This window comes from Bradyrhizobium prioriisuperbiae (genome assembly GCF_032397745.1).
GTDB lineage: Bacteria > Pseudomonadota > Alphaproteobacteria > Rhizobiales > Xanthobacteraceae > Bradyrhizobium_A > Bradyrhizobium_A prioriisuperbiae.
In genome coordinates, this window is record NZ_CP135921.1 from 8,675,427 (window position 1) to 8,693,563 (window position 18,137).

An 18,137-nucleotide genomic window follows, 5' to 3' on the forward strand; every position below is an offset into this window, starting at 1 on the left:
CGGACAATTTTGCAGGCAATGGGGAGAATGGCATGCTGAAGCAGATCTTGGTTGGGCTGGCCTTGACCAGCGCGTTAAGCGCAGCGGCTTTTGCGCAAGAACCAAAAGCAGGCGGCGTCATCAACGCCGTGATCCAGCCGGAGCCTCCGGGCCTGATGGTGGGGATGGTGCAGAACGGACCGACCCAGATGGTCGCGGGCAATATCTATGAAGGCCTGCTGCGCTACAGCCCAAAACTCGAACCACTTCCCAGCCTGGCCGACAGCTGGACGGTCAGCGAAGACGGCAAGGTCTACACCTTCAAGCTCAAGAGCGGCGTCACCTGGCACGACGGCAAGCCGTTCACTTCGGCCGACGTGCTGTTCTCGATCGACTTCCTGAAGCAGACCCACCCGCGCGCACGTGGCAATCTGGCCCAGCTCGACAAGGTCGAGGCGCCGGACGCCACCACCGTCGTGTTCACACTGAAACAGCCGTTCGGCCCCTTCCTCGGCATCTTCGAGGTCGGCTCGCTGCCGATGATCCCGAAGCACATCTATGAAGGCACCGACTACAAGACCAATCCCGCCAACAACACTCCGATCGGCACCGGCCCCTTCATGTTCAAGGAGTGGCAGAAGGGATCGTTCATTCGCCTGGTCAAGAATCCAAACTACCATATCAAGGGCAAGCCCTATCTCGACGAGATCTACTGGCATGTGATTCCGGACGCAGCGGCGCGATCGGTGGCGTTTGAGACCGGCAAGGTCGACGTGCTGCCCGGCGGCTCGGTGGAAAACTTCGACGTGCCGCGGCTGACCAAGCTCAAGAACGTGTGCGTCACCGGCGCCGGCTGGGAATTCTTCAGCCCGCATTCCTGGCTCTGGCTCAACAACCGCTCCGGGCCGACCGCGAACAAGAAATTCCGGCAGGCCGTGATGTTCGCGCTCGATCGCAATTTTGCGAAAGACGTGATTTGGAACGGCCTCGGCAGGGTTGCCACCGGGCCGTCCGGCTCGTCGATCAAATATTATTCGAACGCGGTGCCCGAGTATTTCTACGACCCGGCCAAGGCCAAAGCCCTGCTGAAGGAGGCCGGCTACAATGGCGAGAAGGTCCGCCTGCTGCCGCTGCCTTACGGCGAAACCTGGCAACGCTGGGCGGAAGCCGTGCGACAGAACCTGCAGGACGTCGGCATCAACGTCGAGATGATCGCGACCGACGTTCCCGGCTGGAACCAGAAGACGTCCGAATGGGACTATGACATCGCCTTCACGTACCTCTACCAGTACGGCGATCCGGCCCTCGGCGTCGGCCGCAACTATGTTAGCAGCCAGATCGCAAAGGGCTCGCCGTTCAACAACGTCGAAGGCTACACCAACCCCGAGATCGATCAGCTGTTCGCTGACGGTGCGGTGGCGTTCCCCGACACGAAGCGGACGGATTTCTACGCCAAGGCACAGAAGATCCTGGTCGAGGATGTGCCGGTGGCATGGCTGCTGGAGCTGCAGTTCCCCACTATCACCCGCTGCAATGTCAAGAATCTCATCACCACCGGCATCGGTGTGAACGACGGCTTCCGCGACGCCTGGATCGACAAATAGGTCCATCCGGGACTGTCCCGGCGGCGACCCTATCGCCGTCGGGACTTCACCGACATCAGCCGCCTCTCTCGAAGGGATCTCCGTGATGCTGTCATTCGTCGCCCAGAGAGTGGTGAAGGCCGTGATCGTGCTCCTCGCCATCGTGGTGCTGAATTTTTTCCTGATCCGCATGGCCCCCGGCGATCCGGCGGTGGTGATGGCCGGTGAGGCCGGCGCCGGCGACCAGATCTTCATTTCGCAACTGCGCGAGAAATTCGGCCTCGACCAGCCGCTGCCGGTGCAGCTCTTCAAGTACGTCCGGGGCATCGTCAGCCTCGATCTCGGCTTCTCGTTCCGCCAGCAGATGCCGGTCTCGAAACTGATCCTCGATCGCCTGCCCGCCACGCTGCTGCTTACCGGCACCGCCTTCGTGATTTCGCTGGCGCTGGGCATCCTGTTCGGCACCCTCGCCGCGCGCTTCGCCGGCACCTGGGCCGACAGCGCCATCACGGTGCTGGCGCTGATCTTTTATGCCACGCCGCTGTTCTGGGTGGCGCTGATGGCGATCCTGTTGTTCTCGGTGACGATGGATTGGCTGCCGAGCTTCGGCTACGAAACGGTAGGCGCGAATTATACCGGCCTCGCCCATGTGCTGGATGTCGCCGCCCACCTGATCATGCCGGCCACGACCATCGGCCTGTTCTTCATGGCGACGTACGCCCGCATGACCCGGGCCTCGATGCTCGAAGTCAAGCGGCTGGATTTCGTCAAGACCGCCCGCGCCAAGGGCTTGCGGGATTCCGTCATCCAGCGCCGCCATGTGCTGCGCAATGCGCTGCTGCCGGTGGTGACGCTCGCCGGCCTGCAGGCGGGCACGCTGGTGGGCGGCGCCGTGCTCACTGAGACCGTGTTCGCATGGCCGGGCATCGGCCGGCTGATGTACGAGTCGCTGCTGCAGCGTGATTACAACCTGCTGCTCGGCGTCTTCGTGGTGTGTTCGGCCATGGTGCTGGCCTTCAATCTGGTCACCGATCTGGTCTATCGCTCGGTCGATCCGCGCATCGAGTACGCCACATGAAACAGGTCTGGCGAACGATGTCGCGCAATCCCGGCGGGCTGATCGGCCTTGTGATCCTCGCGATCGCGATATTCATCGCGGTGTTCGGCCCGCTGCTGTTTCCGACCTCGCCCTGGCGCATGGTGCAGCGGCCATTTCTGCCGCCGTTCGCGGTGGCAGGGCTTCCGCTCGGCACCGACGCGCTGGGACGCGACGTCATGGCGGGCGTGATCTATGGCGCCCGCGTCTCGCTGCTGGTCGGCCTGGTCTCGACTTTGGCGGCTCTGGCGATCGGCGTCCCGCTCGGCGCTGCCGCCGGCTATTTCGGCAACCGCATCGACGACGCCCTGATGCGATTCACGGAATTCTTCCAGACCGTTCCAAGCTTTGCACTGGCCATTGTGCTGGTCGCCATCCTGCAGCCCTCGATGGTGTCGATCGTCATCGCCATCGCCATCGTGAGCTGGCCGCCGGTGGCGCGCCTGGTCCGCGGCGAAGTGCTGTCGCTGCGCAGCCGCGAATACGTCCAGGCCGCAATCGTGACCGGACAGAGCAACAGCTGGATCATCTGGCGCGAGATCATGCCCAATGCGCTGTCGCCGGTGATCGTGCTGGCCTCGCTGATGGTCGCGACCGCGATCCTGCTGGAATCGTCGCTGTCGTTTCTCGGCCTCGGCGATCCCAATCTGATGTCGTGGGGTTACATGGTCGGCGCCGGCCGCACCGTCATCCGCCAGGCCTGGTGGATTACGGTGTTTCCCGGCATCGCCATCCTGGTCTCGGTGCTGGCGCTGAACCTGATCGGCGAAGGCCTCAATGATGCGCTGAACCCGCGCCTCGCCAAGGAAGGGCGCTGAAGATGGCGACCAACACCGTCGTGACCGTCAAGGACTTGAAACTGGCGCTGCCACCCGGCGGCGATCGCGCTTATGCCGTCGATGGCGTGTCGTTCGATCTGACGGCGGGCAAAATCCTGTGCGTGGTCGGGGAATCCGGCTCGGGCAAGTCGATGTGCGCCCATGCGTTGATGGGATTGCTACCGAACAGCATCGTCGCCGAGGCCGGCGAGATCCGCTTCGACGGACACAACGTACTCGGCCTCGACGAGAGCGGCTGGCTGGCGCTACGCGGTTGCCGCATCGCCATGGTGTTTCAGGAGCCGATGACGGCGCTCAATCCCTTGATGCGGATCGGCGAGCAGATCGCCGAGATGTTCGAGGCCCACAATCTCCTGACGCCGCGGGAGCGAAAGCAAAGGGCTGTCGACCTGCTGCGCGAAGTGGGGCTGCCGGATCCGGAGCGCTCAGTGCGCGCCTTTCCGCATCAATTGTCCGGCGGCCAGCGCCAGCGCGCCATGATCGCCATGGCGCTGGCACTCGAACCGGCCGTGCTGGTGGCCGACGAACCGACCACCGCGCTCGACGTCACGACCCAGGCGCAGATCCTCAAGCTGATCCGCGACCTGCAGCGCCGCCGCCACATGGCCGTCATGTTTATCACCCATGATTTCGGCGTGGTCGCCGACATCGCCGATCGCATTGTGGTGCTCCAGCACGGCAAGGTGGTCGAACAGGGATCCGCCGACGATGTGTTGCGGCGCCCGCAGCATGCCTATACCCGTGCGTTGCTTGCCGCGGTGCCGAGCCTGCAGCCGCCGGCGCGGGCTTCGCTGTCCGATCAGCACAAGGTGGTCGAGGTGATTGGCCTGGACAAAACCTATGTCAGCGGTGGCGGCTGGTTTCAGCCCAAACGCCATGTGCAGGCCGCAAAGAATGTGAGCTTCGACATTCACAAGGGCGAGACCCTCGGCCTGGTCGGAGAATCCGGTTCCGGCAAGTCGTCGGTGGCCCGCCTCGTGGTGCGCCTGCTCGAAGCCGACCGCGGCTCAGTTCGACTCGGCGACATCGATCTGACGGCCATCGACGGCAGGGCGTTGCGCAACCAACGCCGCCGCATCCAGATGGTGTTTCAGGACCCGTTTGCTTCGCTCAACCCACGCCGCAAGGTCGGCCACATCATCACCGACGGGCCGATCGCGCACGGGGTTGATCCGGACGTCGCGCGGCGGCGCGCCCATGAGCTGCTCGGCCTGGTGGGCCTCAACGCCAGCGCGATGGAGCGTTTTCCGCATGAGTTTTCCGGCGGCCAGCGCCAGCGCATCGGGATCGCACGTGCACTGGCGCTCGAGCCGGAAATCCTGGTCGCCGACGAAGCGGTCTCCGCGCTCGACGTCTCGGTGCAGGCCCAGGTCCTCAATCTCCTGGAGGATCTCAAGACACGGCTCGGTCTCTCGATGCTGTTCATCACCCACGACCTGCGGGTGGCGGCGCAGATCTGCGATCGGATCGCCGTGATGCAGCGCGGCACGATCGTCGAGTTGAAGCCGGCGACCGCCCTGTTCGCGGTACCGGAGCATCCCTACACGCGGGAGCTGCTTGCAGCGGTGCCCGGCCAGATATCGCCGTCGAGGGCTGCCTGAACCATGCGCTGTGTCTTCCTTAGCAAAAGTCTCGATCTGCGGGACTATCTCGGCACGGAAATCCCGCACCTCGCTGACCGCATCGAGCTCGTGGACCATCGCGACGACGGCACGGACGCGGACATTCAGATGGCGATCGCCTGGAAGCCGCCAGACGACGCGTTCGCGCGCTATCCCAACCTACAGGCGGTCTGCTCGATCGGCGCGGGCGTCGACAACATCCTCGCCTGCCCGAGCCTGCGACCCGATATCGATGTGGTGCGCGTGGTCGATCCGGCGCAAGCGCAGATGATGTCGGGCTTCGTGATCTGGCATGTGATCTGGCATCAGCGGCGCTTCGCCACCTATCTGGCGCAGCAGCGCGATCAGATCTGGCGGCGCCTGCGGCAGCGTGCCGTGCAGGAGGTGCCGGTCGCACTGCTGGGGTATGGGGAAATCGGCCAGCGGGTCGCCGCCGACCTCGCCATGCTGGGCTTTCCGGTGATGGCCTGGAGCCGCACCGAAAAGCCGATGCCTGCCGGCATCATCGGCTATCATGGCCACGACGGACTTGCTGATATGCTTGCGCGCACCGAGGTGCTGGTCAACCTGCTGCCGCTGACACCGCAGACCCGGGGTCTTCTGAACCGTGAGACCTTCGGCCGCATGCGCCGCGGCGGCTATCTGATCCAGGTTGGCCGCGGTGAACACCTGGTCGACGCCGATCTGCTCGCGGCTCTTGAGAGCGAACAACTGGCCGGCGCGGCCCTCGATGTGTTCGTCCCCGAGCCCTTGCAGCCGAACCATCCGTTCTGGCGGCATCCGAAGATCATCGTTACGCCACATGATGCGTGCGACGTCAGTCTCACGGCGGTCAGCGCGACCCTGCGTGCCACGGCGGATGCCGTCGAGGCCGGCCGGCGCCCGCCACACGCCGTCGATCGTGCGCAGGGCTATTGAACGATTCATGCAGAATTCGCCGGATCGATTGTGAATGCATACCCCCTGCGTGTCTGCGAGCAGGTTCCTGAGTTGAACACTTGCCCTCGGCGGCATACCTTCGCCGGACCGTCGCCCGCTCTTCAATGACTGCAAAGGACATCACCATGGATACCCAGCCCAATTCACCTGCCGCGCGCGACCGGAAGTATCATCTTCACTCCTATACCGACGCCCGCCGTCACCAGGAGGTCGGCCCGCTGATCATCGAGAAGGGCCAGGGGATCTATGTCGAGGACGACAGCGGCAAGCGTTATATCGAGGCCATGGCTGGCTTGTGGAGCGTCGGCGTCGGCTTCTCGGAGCCGCGGTTGATCGAGGCCGCGACGCGACAGATGTCCAAGCTGCCCTACTATCACAACTTCGGACACAAGGGGCATTCGCCGCTGGTCGACCTGGCGGAAAAGCTTGTGACCATGGCGCCGGTGCCGATGAGCAAGGCGTTCTTCACCAACTCCGGATCCGAGGCCAACGACACGGCCATGAAGATGATCTGGTATCGCTCCAACGCCTTGGCGCAGCCGCAACGCAAGAAGCTGATCAGCCGTCTGCGCGGTTATCACGGCGTCACCATCGCATCCGCGAGCCTGACCGGGCTGCCGAACAATCATCTATCGTTCGACCTGCCGATCGCCAACGTGCTGCACACCTCCTCGCCGCATTACTGGCGCGAGGCGCAGCCTGGCGAGAGCGAGCAGGATTTCTCCTCGCGGCTGGCGGACGATCTCGAGAAGCTGATCCTCGCCGAAGGGCCGGAGACGATCGCCGCCTTCTTCGGCGAGCCGGTGATGGGCGCCGGCGGCGTCGTGGTGCCGCCCGCCGGCTACTGGCAGAAGATCCAGGCCGTGCTCGCCAAATACGACATCCTGCTGGTGGCCGATGAAGTAATCTGCGGCTTTGGCCGCACCGGCAACATGTTCGGCAGCGAAACCTACGCCATCAAGCCCGACATCATGGTGATGTCGAAGCAGATCTCGTCGTCCTATCTGCCGATCTCCGCACTGCTCATCAACGACAAGGTGTTCGAGCCGCTCGCCGACGAGAGCAACCGGATCGGCACCTTCGGCCATGGCTTCACCGGCGGCGGACACCCGGTCGCGGCCGCCGTCGCGCTCGAGAACATCAAGATCATCGAGGAGCGCGGCCTCGTTGCCAATGCCCGCGAGGTCGGGGCCCACATGATGAAGGGCCTGCGCGAACTGGGCGCGCACGAGCTGGTCGGCGAGGTTCGCGGCGTCGGCCTGATCGGCGCGATCGAACTTGTCGCTGACAAGCCCGGCAAGTCGCCATTGGGCAAGGCCGGCGCGCTCGGCGGCATCGTCAACAAGCATCTGCAGCAGAACGGCGTGATCACCCGCAACATGGGCGATGCGCTGGCATTCTGCCCGCCGCTGATCATCACCAAGGCCGAGGTCGATACCCTGCTGGCCGCGGTGAAGCAGTCGCTCGATGCAACGCTGAAGGAAGTCAAAGACTGATCCTCTCGTAGGGATCGAGAGCCACAGCCCGGGCACCGGCCACAGCCGGCGCCCGGGCTTTTTATTGATGAACAAAATTGCACGCGGGATGCATTGGTTGTTAGACTGAGTGAGCAATTCACGAGGTCTTCTCACTTCGGATGAAATCTGCTCACCCATATCCGGTCGTTGCGCTGCGATCGATCCCGCCGCTGGCGGCGCTGCAAGCCTTCGAGCGCGCCGCGACACAACTGTCGTTCCGCCGCGCGGCGCGCGACCTGGCGCTCAGTCCGTCGGCAATCAGCCATCAGATCCGCGGGCTGGAAGCGCAGTTCGGCGTCAAGCTGTTTGTGCGCGGCGCGCGATCGGTGCGCCTGACCGCTGAAGGCGAGCGTTACCTGGAGCAGGTCTCGGCTGCTCTCACCGCGCTGGACGGCGCGGGACGCGAGTTGATGACCCGGCGGCGCGCCGATCGCCACGAATTGTGGGTCAGCTCACTGCCGTTTTTCACCAGCACCGTTCTGCTGCCGGCGCTGCCCGACTTCCATCGGCGCCATCCGGACCTGACGCTGCGTATCGAAGCCACGCATCAATATGCCGACTTCAACAGCTCCGGCGTCGATGTCGCCATCCGCTATGGCCGCGAGCAAGCCACCGGCCTGAAATTCGAACCGCTGGTCGAGGTCAACGCCCTACCCGTCTGCGCGCCGTCGGTGATCAAGGCAGGCCTGCGCACACCAGCTGATCTCTCCCGCCACGTTCTGATCCATCTGATCTCGCAGCCGCAGTCATGGCCACGCTGGCTCGGCGAGATGGGGCTTGCCGATTTGCAGCCGCGCGGACATCTGTGGCTCGATACCGTACCTGCAGCGCTGGAAGCCGCCGAGCATGGCCTCGGCGTGACGCTGGCGATGGCGCCTCTGATCCGGCGCCGCCCGGGCTTCGGCAGCAAGCTGATCGCCCCCTTCAAGGTCCAGGCCGGCTTTCGCGAAAAGCTTTATCTGGTGTCGCGCCCGGAACAGGCGCGCGACCGGCGCATCAGCGCGCTGCGGCGCTGGATCGTCGATGCCGTGCGGGCCGGCGGCCAGTGATCCCATTGACGGTTTCCTGATGCTTTCCTGCCGATCTCTTCGCAACTGCGTTATCGGCCTGCGCTGAAGGCACGCACTTGATTCCCCCACACCGAGCGTCCATCCTGCCGATGGGCCGGGATTTTGCTTTTCGACTTTGTTTTTCGACTCCGCCCAAATTCCTGTTTTTCTTTGGGCTATTATTCGGGTTCTCGCTTTCGAAGTCGGAGGTCCCAGGCACCAAGCGCAACGTCGGCCATCGGCGATTCCAAGACAAAACGGCAGTTAGATCGTTCTCCTCGTCGATGCGTCGGCATAAACACGGAGGAGGAAGCTCGTGAAACGTCGTGAATTCCTGACAGCAACCGGCGCCGGCCTGGCCGCCAGCACGGTCGCCGCGCCCGCCATTGCCCAATCGATGCCCGAGATCAAATGGCGGCTGACGGCCAGTTGGCCAAAGTCGCTGGATACGCTCTATGGCGGCTGCGAATTCTTCTGCAAGCGCGTCGCCGAGATGACCGACAACCGCTTCCAGATCCAGCCGTTCGCCGCCGGTGAAATCGTCCCCGGCCTGCAGGTGCTCGACGCGGTGCAGAACGGCACGGTCGAGATGGGCAATACGGCGCTGTATTATTACTGGGGCAAGAATCCGGCGTTCACGTTCGGCACATCGTTGCCGTTCGGACTGAACACGCGGCAGCATCTGTCGTGGATGCTGTTCGATGGCGGTATGGCGATGCTCAACGACCTGCTCGGCGAGTACAACTGCCACGGCATTCCGACTGGCAGCACTGGCGCCCAGATGGGCGGCTGGTTCCGCAAGGAAATCAAGTCCATGGAGGATTTCAAAGGCCTCAAATTTCGGATCGGCGGTTTCGCCGGGACGATCATCGCCAAGGTCGGCGGCGTGCCGCAGCAGATCGCGGGCGGCGACATCTATCCGGCGCTGGAGAAAGGCACCATCGACGCGGCGGAATGGGTCGGCCCCTATGACGACGAGAAGCTCGGTTTCGCCAAGGTCGCGAAATACTACTATTATCCGGGCTGGTGGGAAGGCACCGGCCAGGGCCACAACATCGTCAACATCCCGAAGTGGAACGCGTTGCCGAAGCACTATCAGGCGATCCTCACCTCCGCATCGCATGACACATTCACCTGGGTTACCGGGAAGTACGATTACGTCAATCCACCGGCCTTGAAACGATTGCTCGCATCCGGCGCAGTCCTGCGCCCGTTCCCACAGGAGGTGCTGGAGACCTGCTACAAGGCCGCAAACGAAATCTATGCGGACCTTTCGCAGACCAACAAGCATTTCGGCAAACTGCACGCCAGCCTCGCCAATTACCGCGGCGACTCGCTGATGTGGATGCAGGTGGCCGAATTGAGCTTCGACAGCTTCATGATGCGGATGCGCACAAGGGTCTGAGGTCAGAGCCCGGTCAACGACAAAGAAAGCCCCGGACAGTTTTCCGGGGCTTATTCGAGCGATGCGCAAACCGCTATTTGGCAGCGATGCCGAGCGGAAACGATTTGAACTGCTTACGCACGTCGGTGCCGACCGGGCCACCGACGACGATGCCAGCGAACACGCCGAGATCGGCGAAAAACGCCGGCTTCAAGCTACCGAGCTTGCTTTCATCGACCACCAGCACGCTCTCCATGGCGCTAGCGATCGCCGCCTGCTTCACCGCAACTTCGTGAAAATTGGAGCAGCTCGCGCCGCGCGCTGGATGAACCCCGCCGGCGGAAATAAAGGCCTTGTTGATTCCAATCCGGCGCAGATAGGTCAGCGCCTCGTCGGACGAAAACGACTGCGACGAGGTGTGATACAGCCCGCCCAGCAGCATCACCTGGGTGTTCGGCCGCTGGGTGACCCGCTCGGCCACGTTCATGGAGAAGCAGATCACCGACAGCGACAGATCGCGTGGCAGGCACTCGGCAAGCGACTGCATGGTAGAGCCGCAATCGATGAACAGGGTGTCGCCGTCGCGCACGGTTTCCACCGCGCGCCGGCACGCTAGGAGCTTGTGCTGAGCGTGCTGGTCGATCTCCTGCTCGATGGCGTATTTTCCAACCGTGGGAAACGCCGCATCCACCACATAGCCGCCGAGGCAGGCGAGCGGGGCATCGGACGATGCGAGATCGCGGCGGATGGTCATTTCCGATACGTTGAGAAGTTGCGCCGCGGTCCTGAGATGAAGCCGGCCGCTCGCGTCGACGGCATGCCGCAACCGCTGCAGGCGTAAAGCCCGGGCGTCCCCTGTCGGAGCCGTCTCATTCGATCCCACAGCCATTTTTACGTTCGCTCTGCTGACCTGTTGACAGCAATCTCACATGATGTGAGTATCGAAACACATTATGTTATAATAATAACATCTTCGCTATCTGGACGATAGTAGGGCCATGTTCGGGTTTTGGCGAGCTTCACATGCGAGGCCGCTGCAATCTGCTGGACCGGACGACTTCCGAGCGCGGACAGGGAGAAGAAAACATGTTGCGATCAAAACATCCGTTGCCCAATCGGGGCCTCATCTTGCCGTTCGGGCATGGCGATCGCTGACAACCAACCCCGATATGGCGAACACGATGCACGTTTCGGCAGCATCGCCTTCGCCATCGGCGCCGCCCGCGGCCGCGCTTCCCCCTCCCTCCCCCGCGCGGCCGCGGCGGTGCTTGAACTCCACGGATCAACTGCGTTCGAATGACCAGCCCCAGCCACATCTCTAATTCGACTGGCGGCGCACCGCGCGGCGCCGCGCACCTGCGGCCCGTCGACGCTGCAGCGAATGCGCCCCCCCGTAATCCTGGACGCGCGCTGGAGATGGAGTGGGTTGACGAGATCCGCATCAATCTCTCCGCAGCTGAACGTCGGATTGCATCGCTGCCAGGCCGGCGCACGGTCAAGAAGGACGCACAGGCGGCGTGGCTGCTCAAGGCCATCGCCTGCATCGACCTCACCACGCTCAATGGTGACGACACCACGGAGCGGGTGAAGCGGCTCTGCGCCAAGGCGAAGATGCCGGTACGCGCCGAAATTCTCGACGCGCTCGGATTCGCAGAGCGTGTGGTCCATACCGGCGCGATCTGCGTTTATCACCGCTTTGTTGCAACCGCCGTCGACGCGCTCAACGGTTCCGGGATTCCGGTTGCCGCGGTGTCGACCGGCTTTCCGGCAGGCCTCGTGCCACACGACATCAAGCTGAAGGAGATCGAAGCCTCGGTCAGGGACGGCGCCAGCGAAATCGACATCGTGATCACCCGCGAGCATGTGTTGACCGGCAACTGGTCCGAGCTCTATCGCGAGGTCAGCGATTTTCGCGCCGCCTGCGGCGATGCCCACATCAAGACCATTCTCGCCACCGGCGATCTCAAGACCCTGCGCAATGTGGCGAAGGCCTCCATGGTCTGCATGATGGCGGGCGCCGACTTCATCAAGACCTCGACCGGCAAGGAAGCCGTCAATGCCACCCTGCCGGTGACACTGGCGATGGTGCGGATGATCCGGGCCTATCAGGAGCGCACGGGTTTCAAAGTCGGCTACAAACCCGCCGGCGGCATCTCCACGGCCAAGGACGTACTCACCTATCAATTCCTGATGAAGGAGGAACTGGGTCGCGACTGGCTGGAGCCGGATCTGTTCCGGATCGGCGCGTCGAGCTTGTTGGCCGACATCGAACGCCAGCTCGAACATCATGTCACCGGCCACTACTCGGCCTTCAACCGCCACCCCGTGGGATGAGGCCGAGATGACCGTCGCACATTATTACGACACCATGGATTACGGCCCCGCCCCCGAAGGCGACGGCGAGGCGCGTGCCTGGCTGAAAAGCCATGGCGGTGTGTTCGGGCATTTCATCGCCGGCGATTTCAGCGCACCGCAATCGGCCAAGCATTTTGTGACACTGGAGCCCGCTACCGGCAAGCCGCTGGCAAAGCTCACACAGGGCTCTGCTGGCGATGTCGATGCCGCCGTCAGCGCGGCGCGCAAGGCGCAGCCGCGCTGGGCGAGGCTCGGTGGCCATGGCCGCGCGCGGCATCTCTATGCGCTGGCGCGGATGCTGCAGCGTCATGCCCGGCTGTTCGCGGTGCTGGAAGCGATCGACAACGGCAAGCCGCTGCGCGAGACCCGCGATCTCGACGTTCCGCTGGCGGCCCGGCATTTCCTGCATCACGCCGGCTGGGCGCAGTTGCAGGAGCGCGAACTCCCCGATCATGTTCCCATTGGCGTGGTCGGGCAAATCATCCCGTGGAATTTCCCGCTGCTGATGCTGGCGTGGAAGATCGCGCCGGCACTGGCGCTCGGCAACACCGTGGTGCTGAAGCCCGCCGAGTTCACCTCGCTCACGGCGCTGCTGTTCGCCGAGCTCGCGACGCAAGCGAGGCTGCCGCCCGGTGTCCTTAATGTGGTCACCGGCGAAGGCGCAACAGGCGCGGCGCTGGTCAGCCACCCCGGCGTCGACAAGATCGCGTTTACCGGATCGACCGAGGTCGGCCGGCTGATCCGCGCTGCCACCGCGGGCACCGGCAAGTCGCTGACGCTCGAACTCGGCGGCAAGTCACCCTTCATCGTATTCGAGGATGCCGACATCGACGGCGCCATCGAAGGCGTCGTCGACGCCATCTGGTTCAACCAGGGCCAGGTATGTTGCGCCGGCTCGCGGCTGCTGGTTCAGGAAGGCATCGCTGAGACCTTCCGCAAGCGGCTGATCCGCCGCATGGAGACGCTGCGGGTGGGCCATCCTCTCGACAAGGCGATCGACATGGGCGCGGTGATCGCGCCCGTCCAGCTCGCGCGCATCGCAGCGCTGGTCGAGACCGGCGTGAAGGAAGGCGCGCAGAAGCATCAGGCAAATACGGAGCTGCCGGAGGGCGGCTGCTTCTATCCGCCGACCTTGCTCTGGGGCGTGCATCCGGCCTCGACCGTGGCGATCGAGGAAATCTTCGGGCCGGTGCTGGTGGCGATGACCTTCCGCACCCCGGACGAGGCGGTGACGCTGGCGAACAACACGCGTTATGGCCTCGCCGCCAGTGTCTGGAGCGAGACCATCGGGCTTGCGCTCGATATCGCGCCGAAGCTCAAGGCGGGCGTGATCTGGGTCAATGCCACCAACCTGTTCGATGCCAGTGTCGGCTTCGGTGGTTACAGAGAGTCCGGCTTCGGCCGCGAGGGCGGCCGCGAAGGTGTGTTCGAATATCTCAAACCCAAGGCGTGGGGCGGACGCAGGCCGCGTCCCAAATTGCCGGCACTGCCGGAGCCGATTGCAGCGAATGACGCCAAGGCGGCAGCGTTCGATGCCCCCGCGCTCGACCGCACGGCAAAGCTGTTCATCGGCGGCAAGCAGGCGCGGCCCGACGGCAACTATTCCCGCGCTGTGCTGTCACCGAAAGGCAAGCGGCTCGGCGAGGTTGGCGAAGGCAACCGAAAGGACATCCGCAATGCGGTGGCGGCCGCGCGCAGCGCCGAGGCGTGGGCGAAAGCGACCGCTCATAATCGCGCCCAGGTGCTGTATTATCTGGCGGAAAACCTCTCGGCGCGATCGGCCGAATTCACCGCACGGATAACGAGCATGACCGGCGCCACACCGGCCAAAGCAAAGGCTGAAGTCGATGCGACGATCACGCGCCTGTTCAGTTATGGCGCCTGGGCCGACAAATATGAGGGCACCGTGCACACCCCGCCATTGCGCGGCGTCGCGCTCGCCATGCATGAGCCGATCGGCGTGGTCGGCGTCGCCTGCCCCGACGAGGCGCCGCTGCTCGGTTTCATCTCCCTGGTGGCACCGCTGATCGCGATGGGCAATCGCGTGGTCACGCTGCCGAGCGAACGGCATCCGCTCGCCGCCACCGATTTCTACCAGGTGCTGGAGACCTCGGACGTGCCGGCTGGCGTGGTCAACATCGTCACAGGCCACCATGACACACTGGTCACGACACTCGCCGAGCACGACGACATCGATGCACTCTGGGTGTTCGGCGCCAAGGAGAATTCGACACGCGCCGAAAAACTCTCGACCCACAATCTGAAGCGCACCCTGGTCGACCATGGCCTCATGCTCGACTGGCAAGACAGTGCAGCCAGCGAAGGCCCGATCCTGCTGCGCCATGCGGTACAAGTCAAAAATGTATGGATTCCCTACGGTGAATAGTACCAGCTAAACTGGAGCCGATGAGATAGAAGTTGGACCGGGGAACGCCGGCCAGCGCATGAAAAACGAGGGGGAAAAACATGCTCAAGACGATCGATCCATTGCTCAACGCCGATGTTCTCTATGCCCTGCGCGCCATGGGTCACGGCGATCGCCTGGTGGTATGCGACACCAATTTCCCCGCCGACTCCATCGCCCGGCAGACGAGACTCGGCTATCTGCTGCGGATCGACAATGTCAGCGCGGCGCGGGCGCTGCGCGCAGTGCTGTCGGTGCTGCCGCTCGATACGTTTGTGGACGATGCGGCGATCCGCATGGAGATCGTGGGCAGTCCCCAGGAGGTGCCGCCGGTGCAGCGCGAGGTGCAGGCCGAGATCGACCGCGCAGAAGGCCGCGCCTGGACACTCGTCCCCGTGGAACGCCACGCCTTTTATGAGAAAGCCAAGCAGGCCTATTGCGTCATCGCCACCGGCGAGCGCCGTTTCTATGGCTGCTTCCTGTTCACCAAGGGCGTGATCGCGCCAGACGCGGAGTGAACCATGAGCAGGGAGGGAGCCGTTGCGATCCTCGGCATCTTTGTCGCCGATCTCGCCTTTCGTGCCGGGCGCCTGCCGGCGGTCGGCGAGACCATCTTAGGCTCGGGATTCGGTATCGGCCCCGGCGGCAAGGGATCGAACCAGTCGGTCGCCGCCGCACGCTCCGGCGCCGCGGTCTCCTTTATCTCGCGGATCGGCCGTGACACCTTCGCCGATATCGCCTTGAAGACCTGGACCGCGGAAGGCATCACCCCGCGCGTCACCCAGGTCGACACGCCAACCGGCGCCGCATTCATCTACGTGCACGAGACCCGCGGTGATAACGCGATTATCGTGGTGCCCGGCGCGGCCGGCGAGCTCTGTGCCGCCGACGTCGACGCCGCCGCGGACGCGATCCGCGACAGCCGGGTGTTCGCAACCCAGCTGGAGCAACCGGTCGACGCCGCCCGGCGCGGCCTTGAAATCGCCCGTTCAGCCGGCGTGATCACCGTGTTTAATCCCGCGCCCGCCGGCACCTTCGATGACGTGCTGTTCGGACTCAGCGACTATGTCGTGCCGAACGAAAGCGAAGCCGAGGCCCTGACCGGGATTGCGGTCTCGGATCTTGATGGTGCCCGCCGCGCCGGGGACGCATTGATCGCCAAAGGTGCCGGCACCGCGCTGATCACGCTCGGCGAGCGCGGCGCATTGTTCCACCGCAAGGGCTGTTCGATCCATGTCCCGCCGTTCCGCGCCGGCGCCGTGGTCGAGACCACTGGCGCCGGGGATGCCTTTGTCGGCGGCTTCGCCGCAGCGCTGGCGCGCGGCGCCGATCCGGTCGAAGCCGCCATTTTCGGATCGGCGACCGCGGCCATTTCCGTGACCCGTGTCGGCACTGCACCCGCAATGCCGCACCGCGCCGAGATCGAAGCCCTGCTCAGAGACCAGCGCGCGTCATGATGCGCAACGATCCGATCAAGCATCTCTTTATCTGGCCGGCCGTCCTGGTCGTGCTGGCGATCTCGATCTTTCCGCTGATCTATTCCCTGACCACGAGTTTCCTCAGCTTCCGGCTGATTCCACCGATACCGCCGCGGGTGGTCTGGCTCGGCAACTACACCACCCTGTTGCAGGAGCCGCGGTTCTGGAACGCGTTGTTCATCACCACCTTGGTGGCGGTCATCGCGGTCACCCTGCAATACGTCATCGGCTTTGCGGTGGCGCTGGCGCTGAATGCCCGAGTGCCGGGCGAACGACTGTTCCGCGTCGGGCTGTTGCTGCCGATGCTGCTCGCACCTGTCGCGGTGGCGCTGGTGGCGCGCATGATCTTCAACCCGACCATGGGACCGCTCAACCAGCTACTCACGCAATTCGGCTTTCCCAACCTGCCGTTCCTGACCAACGGCCACTGGGCGCTGGGATGCATCATCGCGGTCGAAGTCTGGCAGTGGACGCCGTTCATGATCCTGATGCTGCTGGCGGGATTGCAGACGCTGCCGGAGGATGTCTATGAGGCGGCCGAGCTGGAGAACGCCAGCCATTGGCAGCAGTTCTGGGGCATCACTTTTCCGATGATGTTGCCGATCTCTGCAGCCGTGGTCTTCATCCGCCTGATCGAGAGCTACAAGATCATGGACACGGTGTTTGTGATGACCGGCGGCGGTCCGGGTGTCGACACCGAAACGTTGACGCTGTTCGCCTACCAGGAAGGCTTCAAGAAATTCAACCTTGGCTACACATCGGCGCTGAGCTTCCTGTTCCTGATCGCCATCACCGTGATCGGCACAACCTACCTGGTGCTGCTACGGCCGCATCTGGAGAAACGGCGATGAGCACACGCTCCCTCACCGGCCTCTCGCCCAGCGCCCGCCGCCTTGCCGCCTTCGGCTGCATTGTCTGGTGCTTCATCACCCTGTTCCCGCTGTACTGGGTGGTGGTGACCGCCTTCAAGACCCCGCCGGGCGTGGTCGGCGGCCCCACCTACATTCCGTTTGTCGACTTCACACCGACGCTGCAGCCGTTCATCGATCTCTATCAGGGCATCCGCGGCGAGTTTTTCCGCACCTTCCTGAACTCGACGATGGTGGGCTTATCGTCTGCAGTGATCGCCACCGCCATCGGCGCGATGGCCGCCTATGCGCTGGTGCGTTTCGAATTCAGAGTCCGCCTCGTCTCGGGCCTGGCTTTCTTCGTGCTGGCGCTCGGCGGCTACCTGGTGTTCAACGCCACGCTTGGGTTGACCCGGCCGCAGAGCCTGCTGCTGGCGTTTCCGATCGCGCTTGTCGCCGCCATCCTGGTCAACAGGCTGCCGTTGCCGGGGCCGATCCTCGGCAATGAGGACATCCTGTTCTGGTTCGTCAGCCAGCGCATGTTTCCGCCGATCGTTACCGCATTCGCGCTCTATCTTCTGTACACCGAAATCGGCCGAATGGGCTTCCAGCTGGTCGACAGCTTCATCGGCATGACGCTGTGTTATGTGGCGTTTTCGCTGCCGATCGTTGTCTGGCTGATGCGCGACTTCTTCGAGGCGCTGCCGATCGAGGTTGAAGAGGCCGCAATGGTCGACAACGTGCCGACCTGGCGCATCTTTCTCGGCATCGTGGTGCCGATGTCGATGAACGGGCTGATCGCGACCTTCCTGATTACGCTTGCCTTTGTCTGGAATGAATTCCTGTTCGCGCTGTTCCTGACCAACGCCAAATGGCAGACGCTGCCGATTTTGGTAGCCGGACAGAACAGCCAGCGTGGCGACGAATGGTGGGCGATCTCGGCCGCCGCCCTCGTCGCCATCGTGCCGATGATGATCATGGCGGCCCTGCTCGGCCGCATGATGCGATCGGGCGTGCTGCTCGGGGCCATCAAGTGACGACGAC

Annotated in this window: 15 protein-coding genes; 14 read left to right on the forward strand and 1 reads right to left on the reverse strand. The window is 63.7% G+C overall.

The genetic code is table 11. From position 1 onward, the window contains the following. The first annotated feature begins 32 nt into the window (after positions 1 to 32). The 8 genes from RS897_RS40250 (at position 33) to RS897_RS40285 (ending at position 10,029) form a co-directional block, all read left to right on the forward strand. Positions 33 to 1,583 (forward strand): ABC transporter substrate-binding protein, encoded by a 1,551-nt coding sequence (locus RS897_RS40250; RefSeq protein WP_315834207.1) that lies wholly within the window; start codon positions 33 to 35, stop codon positions 1,581 to 1,583. Between the two features lie 85 nt (positions 1,584 to 1,668). Continuing rightward, positions 1,669 to 2,640 (forward strand): ABC transporter permease, encoded by a 972-nt coding sequence (locus RS897_RS40255; RefSeq protein WP_315834208.1) that lies wholly within the window; start codon positions 1,669 to 1,671, stop codon positions 2,638 to 2,640. Then, positions 2,637 to 3,476: an ABC transporter permease gene (locus RS897_RS40260; RefSeq protein WP_315834209.1), complete on the forward strand. Its 840-nt coding sequence runs from the start codon at positions 2,637 to 2,639 to the stop codon at positions 3,474 to 3,476. The genes RS897_RS40255 and RS897_RS40260 overlap by 4 nt, the downstream gene beginning before the upstream one ends. A 2-nt stretch (positions 3,477 to 3,478) precedes the next feature. After that, positions 3,479 to 5,098 carry an ABC transporter ATP-binding protein gene (locus RS897_RS40265; protein ID WP_315834210.1) on the forward strand — a complete coding sequence of 540 codons (1,620 nt, stop codon included), beginning with the start codon at positions 3,479 to 3,481 and terminating at the stop codon, positions 5,096 to 5,098. Positions 5,099 to 5,101: 3 nt separating this feature from the next. Then, positions 5,102 to 6,037, forward strand: coding sequence for a 2-hydroxyacid dehydrogenase (locus RS897_RS40270; RefSeq protein WP_315834211.1), 936 nt, complete (start codon positions 5,102 to 5,104; stop codon positions 6,035 to 6,037). Between the two features lie 146 nt (positions 6,038 to 6,183). Beyond that, the gene (locus tag RS897_RS40275) at positions 6,184 to 7,554 is read left to right on the forward strand and encodes an aspartate aminotransferase family protein (protein ID WP_315834212.1); all 1,371 of its coding nucleotides are present in this window, start codon (positions 6,184 to 6,186) and stop codon (positions 7,552 to 7,554) included. Between the two features lie 140 nt (positions 7,555 to 7,694). Further along, complete coding sequence (locus tag RS897_RS40280) at positions 7,695 to 8,624, forward strand: LysR substrate-binding domain-containing protein (RefSeq protein ID WP_315834213.1); 930 nt, start codon at positions 7,695 to 7,697, stop codon at positions 8,622 to 8,624. Positions 8,625 to 8,940: 316 nt separating this feature from the next. Further along, a complete protein-coding gene (locus RS897_RS40285) occupies positions 8,941 to 10,029 on the forward strand; it encodes a TRAP transporter substrate-binding protein (protein ID WP_315834214.1) in 1,089 nt (362 codons plus the stop codon). A 73-nt stretch (positions 10,030 to 10,102) separates the two neighbouring features. On the opposite strand, the gene RS897_RS40290 is transcribed toward RS897_RS40285, so the two are convergent. Further along, the gene (locus RS897_RS40290) at positions 10,103 to 10,897 is read right to left on the reverse strand and encodes a DeoR/GlpR family DNA-binding transcription regulator (protein ID WP_315834215.1); all 795 of its coding nucleotides are present in this window, start codon (positions 10,895 to 10,897) and stop codon (positions 10,103 to 10,105) included. Positions 10,898 to 11,424: 527 nt separating this feature from the next. On the opposite strand from RS897_RS40290, the gene deoC reads away from it, so the two are divergent. From deoC to RS897_RS40320, 6 genes are all read left to right on the forward strand, one after another. Then, positions 11,425 to 12,342, forward strand: a complete 918-nt coding sequence (gene deoC / locus RS897_RS40295; protein WP_315834216.1) for a deoxyribose-phosphate aldolase — start codon at positions 11,425 to 11,427, stop codon at positions 12,340 to 12,342. 7 nt (positions 12,343 to 12,349) lie between these two features. Further along, a complete protein-coding gene (locus RS897_RS40300) occupies positions 12,350 to 14,749 on the forward strand; it encodes an aldehyde dehydrogenase family protein (protein WP_315834217.1) in 2,400 nt (799 codons plus the stop codon). An 80-nt stretch (positions 14,750 to 14,829) separates the two neighbouring features. Beyond that, positions 14,830 to 15,285: an RbsD/FucU family protein gene (locus RS897_RS40305; RefSeq protein ID WP_315834218.1), complete on the forward strand. Its 456-nt coding sequence runs from the start codon at positions 14,830 to 14,832 to the stop codon at positions 15,283 to 15,285. 3 nt (positions 15,286 to 15,288) lie between these two features. Beyond that, on the forward strand, positions 15,289 to 16,224 hold the full coding sequence (locus RS897_RS40310) for a ribokinase (RefSeq protein WP_315834219.1): 936 nt from the start codon (positions 15,289 to 15,291) through the stop codon (positions 16,222 to 16,224). Beyond that, on the forward strand, positions 16,221 to 17,096 hold the full coding sequence (locus tag RS897_RS40315; RefSeq protein ID WP_315834220.1) for a carbohydrate ABC transporter permease: 876 nt from the start codon (positions 16,221 to 16,223) through the stop codon (positions 17,094 to 17,096). Before RS897_RS40310 ends, RS897_RS40315 begins: the two co-directional genes overlap by 4 nt. Then, positions 17,093 to 18,130, forward strand: a complete 1,038-nt coding sequence (locus tag RS897_RS40320) for a carbohydrate ABC transporter permease (RefSeq protein ID WP_315834221.1) — start codon at positions 17,093 to 17,095, stop codon at positions 18,128 to 18,130. Before RS897_RS40315 ends, RS897_RS40320 begins: the two co-directional genes overlap by 4 nt. The last annotated feature ends 7 nt before the right edge of the window (positions 18,131 to 18,137 follow it).

Coding starts and splice junctions, on each gene's coding strand:
- RS897_RS40320 (WP_315834221.1), top strand. CDS start 17,093: ATGAGCACACGCTCCCTCACCGGCCTCTCGCCCAGCGCCCGCCGCCTT.
- RS897_RS40250 (WP_315834207.1), top strand. CDS start 33: ATGCTGAAGCAGATCTTGGTTGGGCTGGCCTTGACCAGCGCGTTAAGC.
- RS897_RS40305 (WP_315834218.1), top strand. CDS start 14,830: ATGCTCAAGACGATCGATCCATTGCTCAACGCCGATGTTCTCTATGCC.
- RS897_RS40315 (WP_315834220.1), top strand. CDS start 16,221: ATGATGCGCAACGATCCGATCAAGCATCTCTTTATCTGGCCGGCCGTC.
- RS897_RS40270 (WP_315834211.1), top strand. CDS start 5,102: ATGCGCTGTGTCTTCCTTAGCAAAAGTCTCGATCTGCGGGACTATCTC.
- RS897_RS40275 (WP_315834212.1), top strand. CDS start 6,184: ATGGATACCCAGCCCAATTCACCTGCCGCGCGCGACCGGAAGTATCAT.
- RS897_RS40265 (WP_315834210.1), top strand. CDS start 3,479: ATGGCGACCAACACCGTCGTGACCGTCAAGGACTTGAAACTGGCGCTG.
- RS897_RS40255 (WP_315834208.1), top strand. CDS start 1,669: ATGCTGTCATTCGTCGCCCAGAGAGTGGTGAAGGCCGTGATCGTGCTC.
- RS897_RS40300 (WP_315834217.1), top strand. CDS start 12,350: ATGACCGTCGCACATTATTACGACACCATGGATTACGGCCCCGCCCCC.
- RS897_RS40310 (WP_315834219.1), top strand. CDS start 15,289: ATGAGCAGGGAGGGAGCCGTTGCGATCCTCGGCATCTTTGTCGCCGAT.
- RS897_RS40260 (WP_315834209.1), top strand. CDS start 2,637: ATGAAACAGGTCTGGCGAACGATGTCGCGCAATCCCGGCGGGCTGATC.
- RS897_RS40290 (WP_315834215.1), bottom strand. CDS start 10,897: ATGGCTGTGGGATCGAATGAGACGGCTCCGACAGGGGACGCCCGGGCT.
- deoC (WP_315834216.1), top strand. CDS start 11,425: ATGGAGTGGGTTGACGAGATCCGCATCAATCTCTCCGCAGCTGAACGT.
- RS897_RS40280 (WP_315834213.1), top strand. CDS start 7,695: ATGAAATCTGCTCACCCATATCCGGTCGTTGCGCTGCGATCGATCCCG.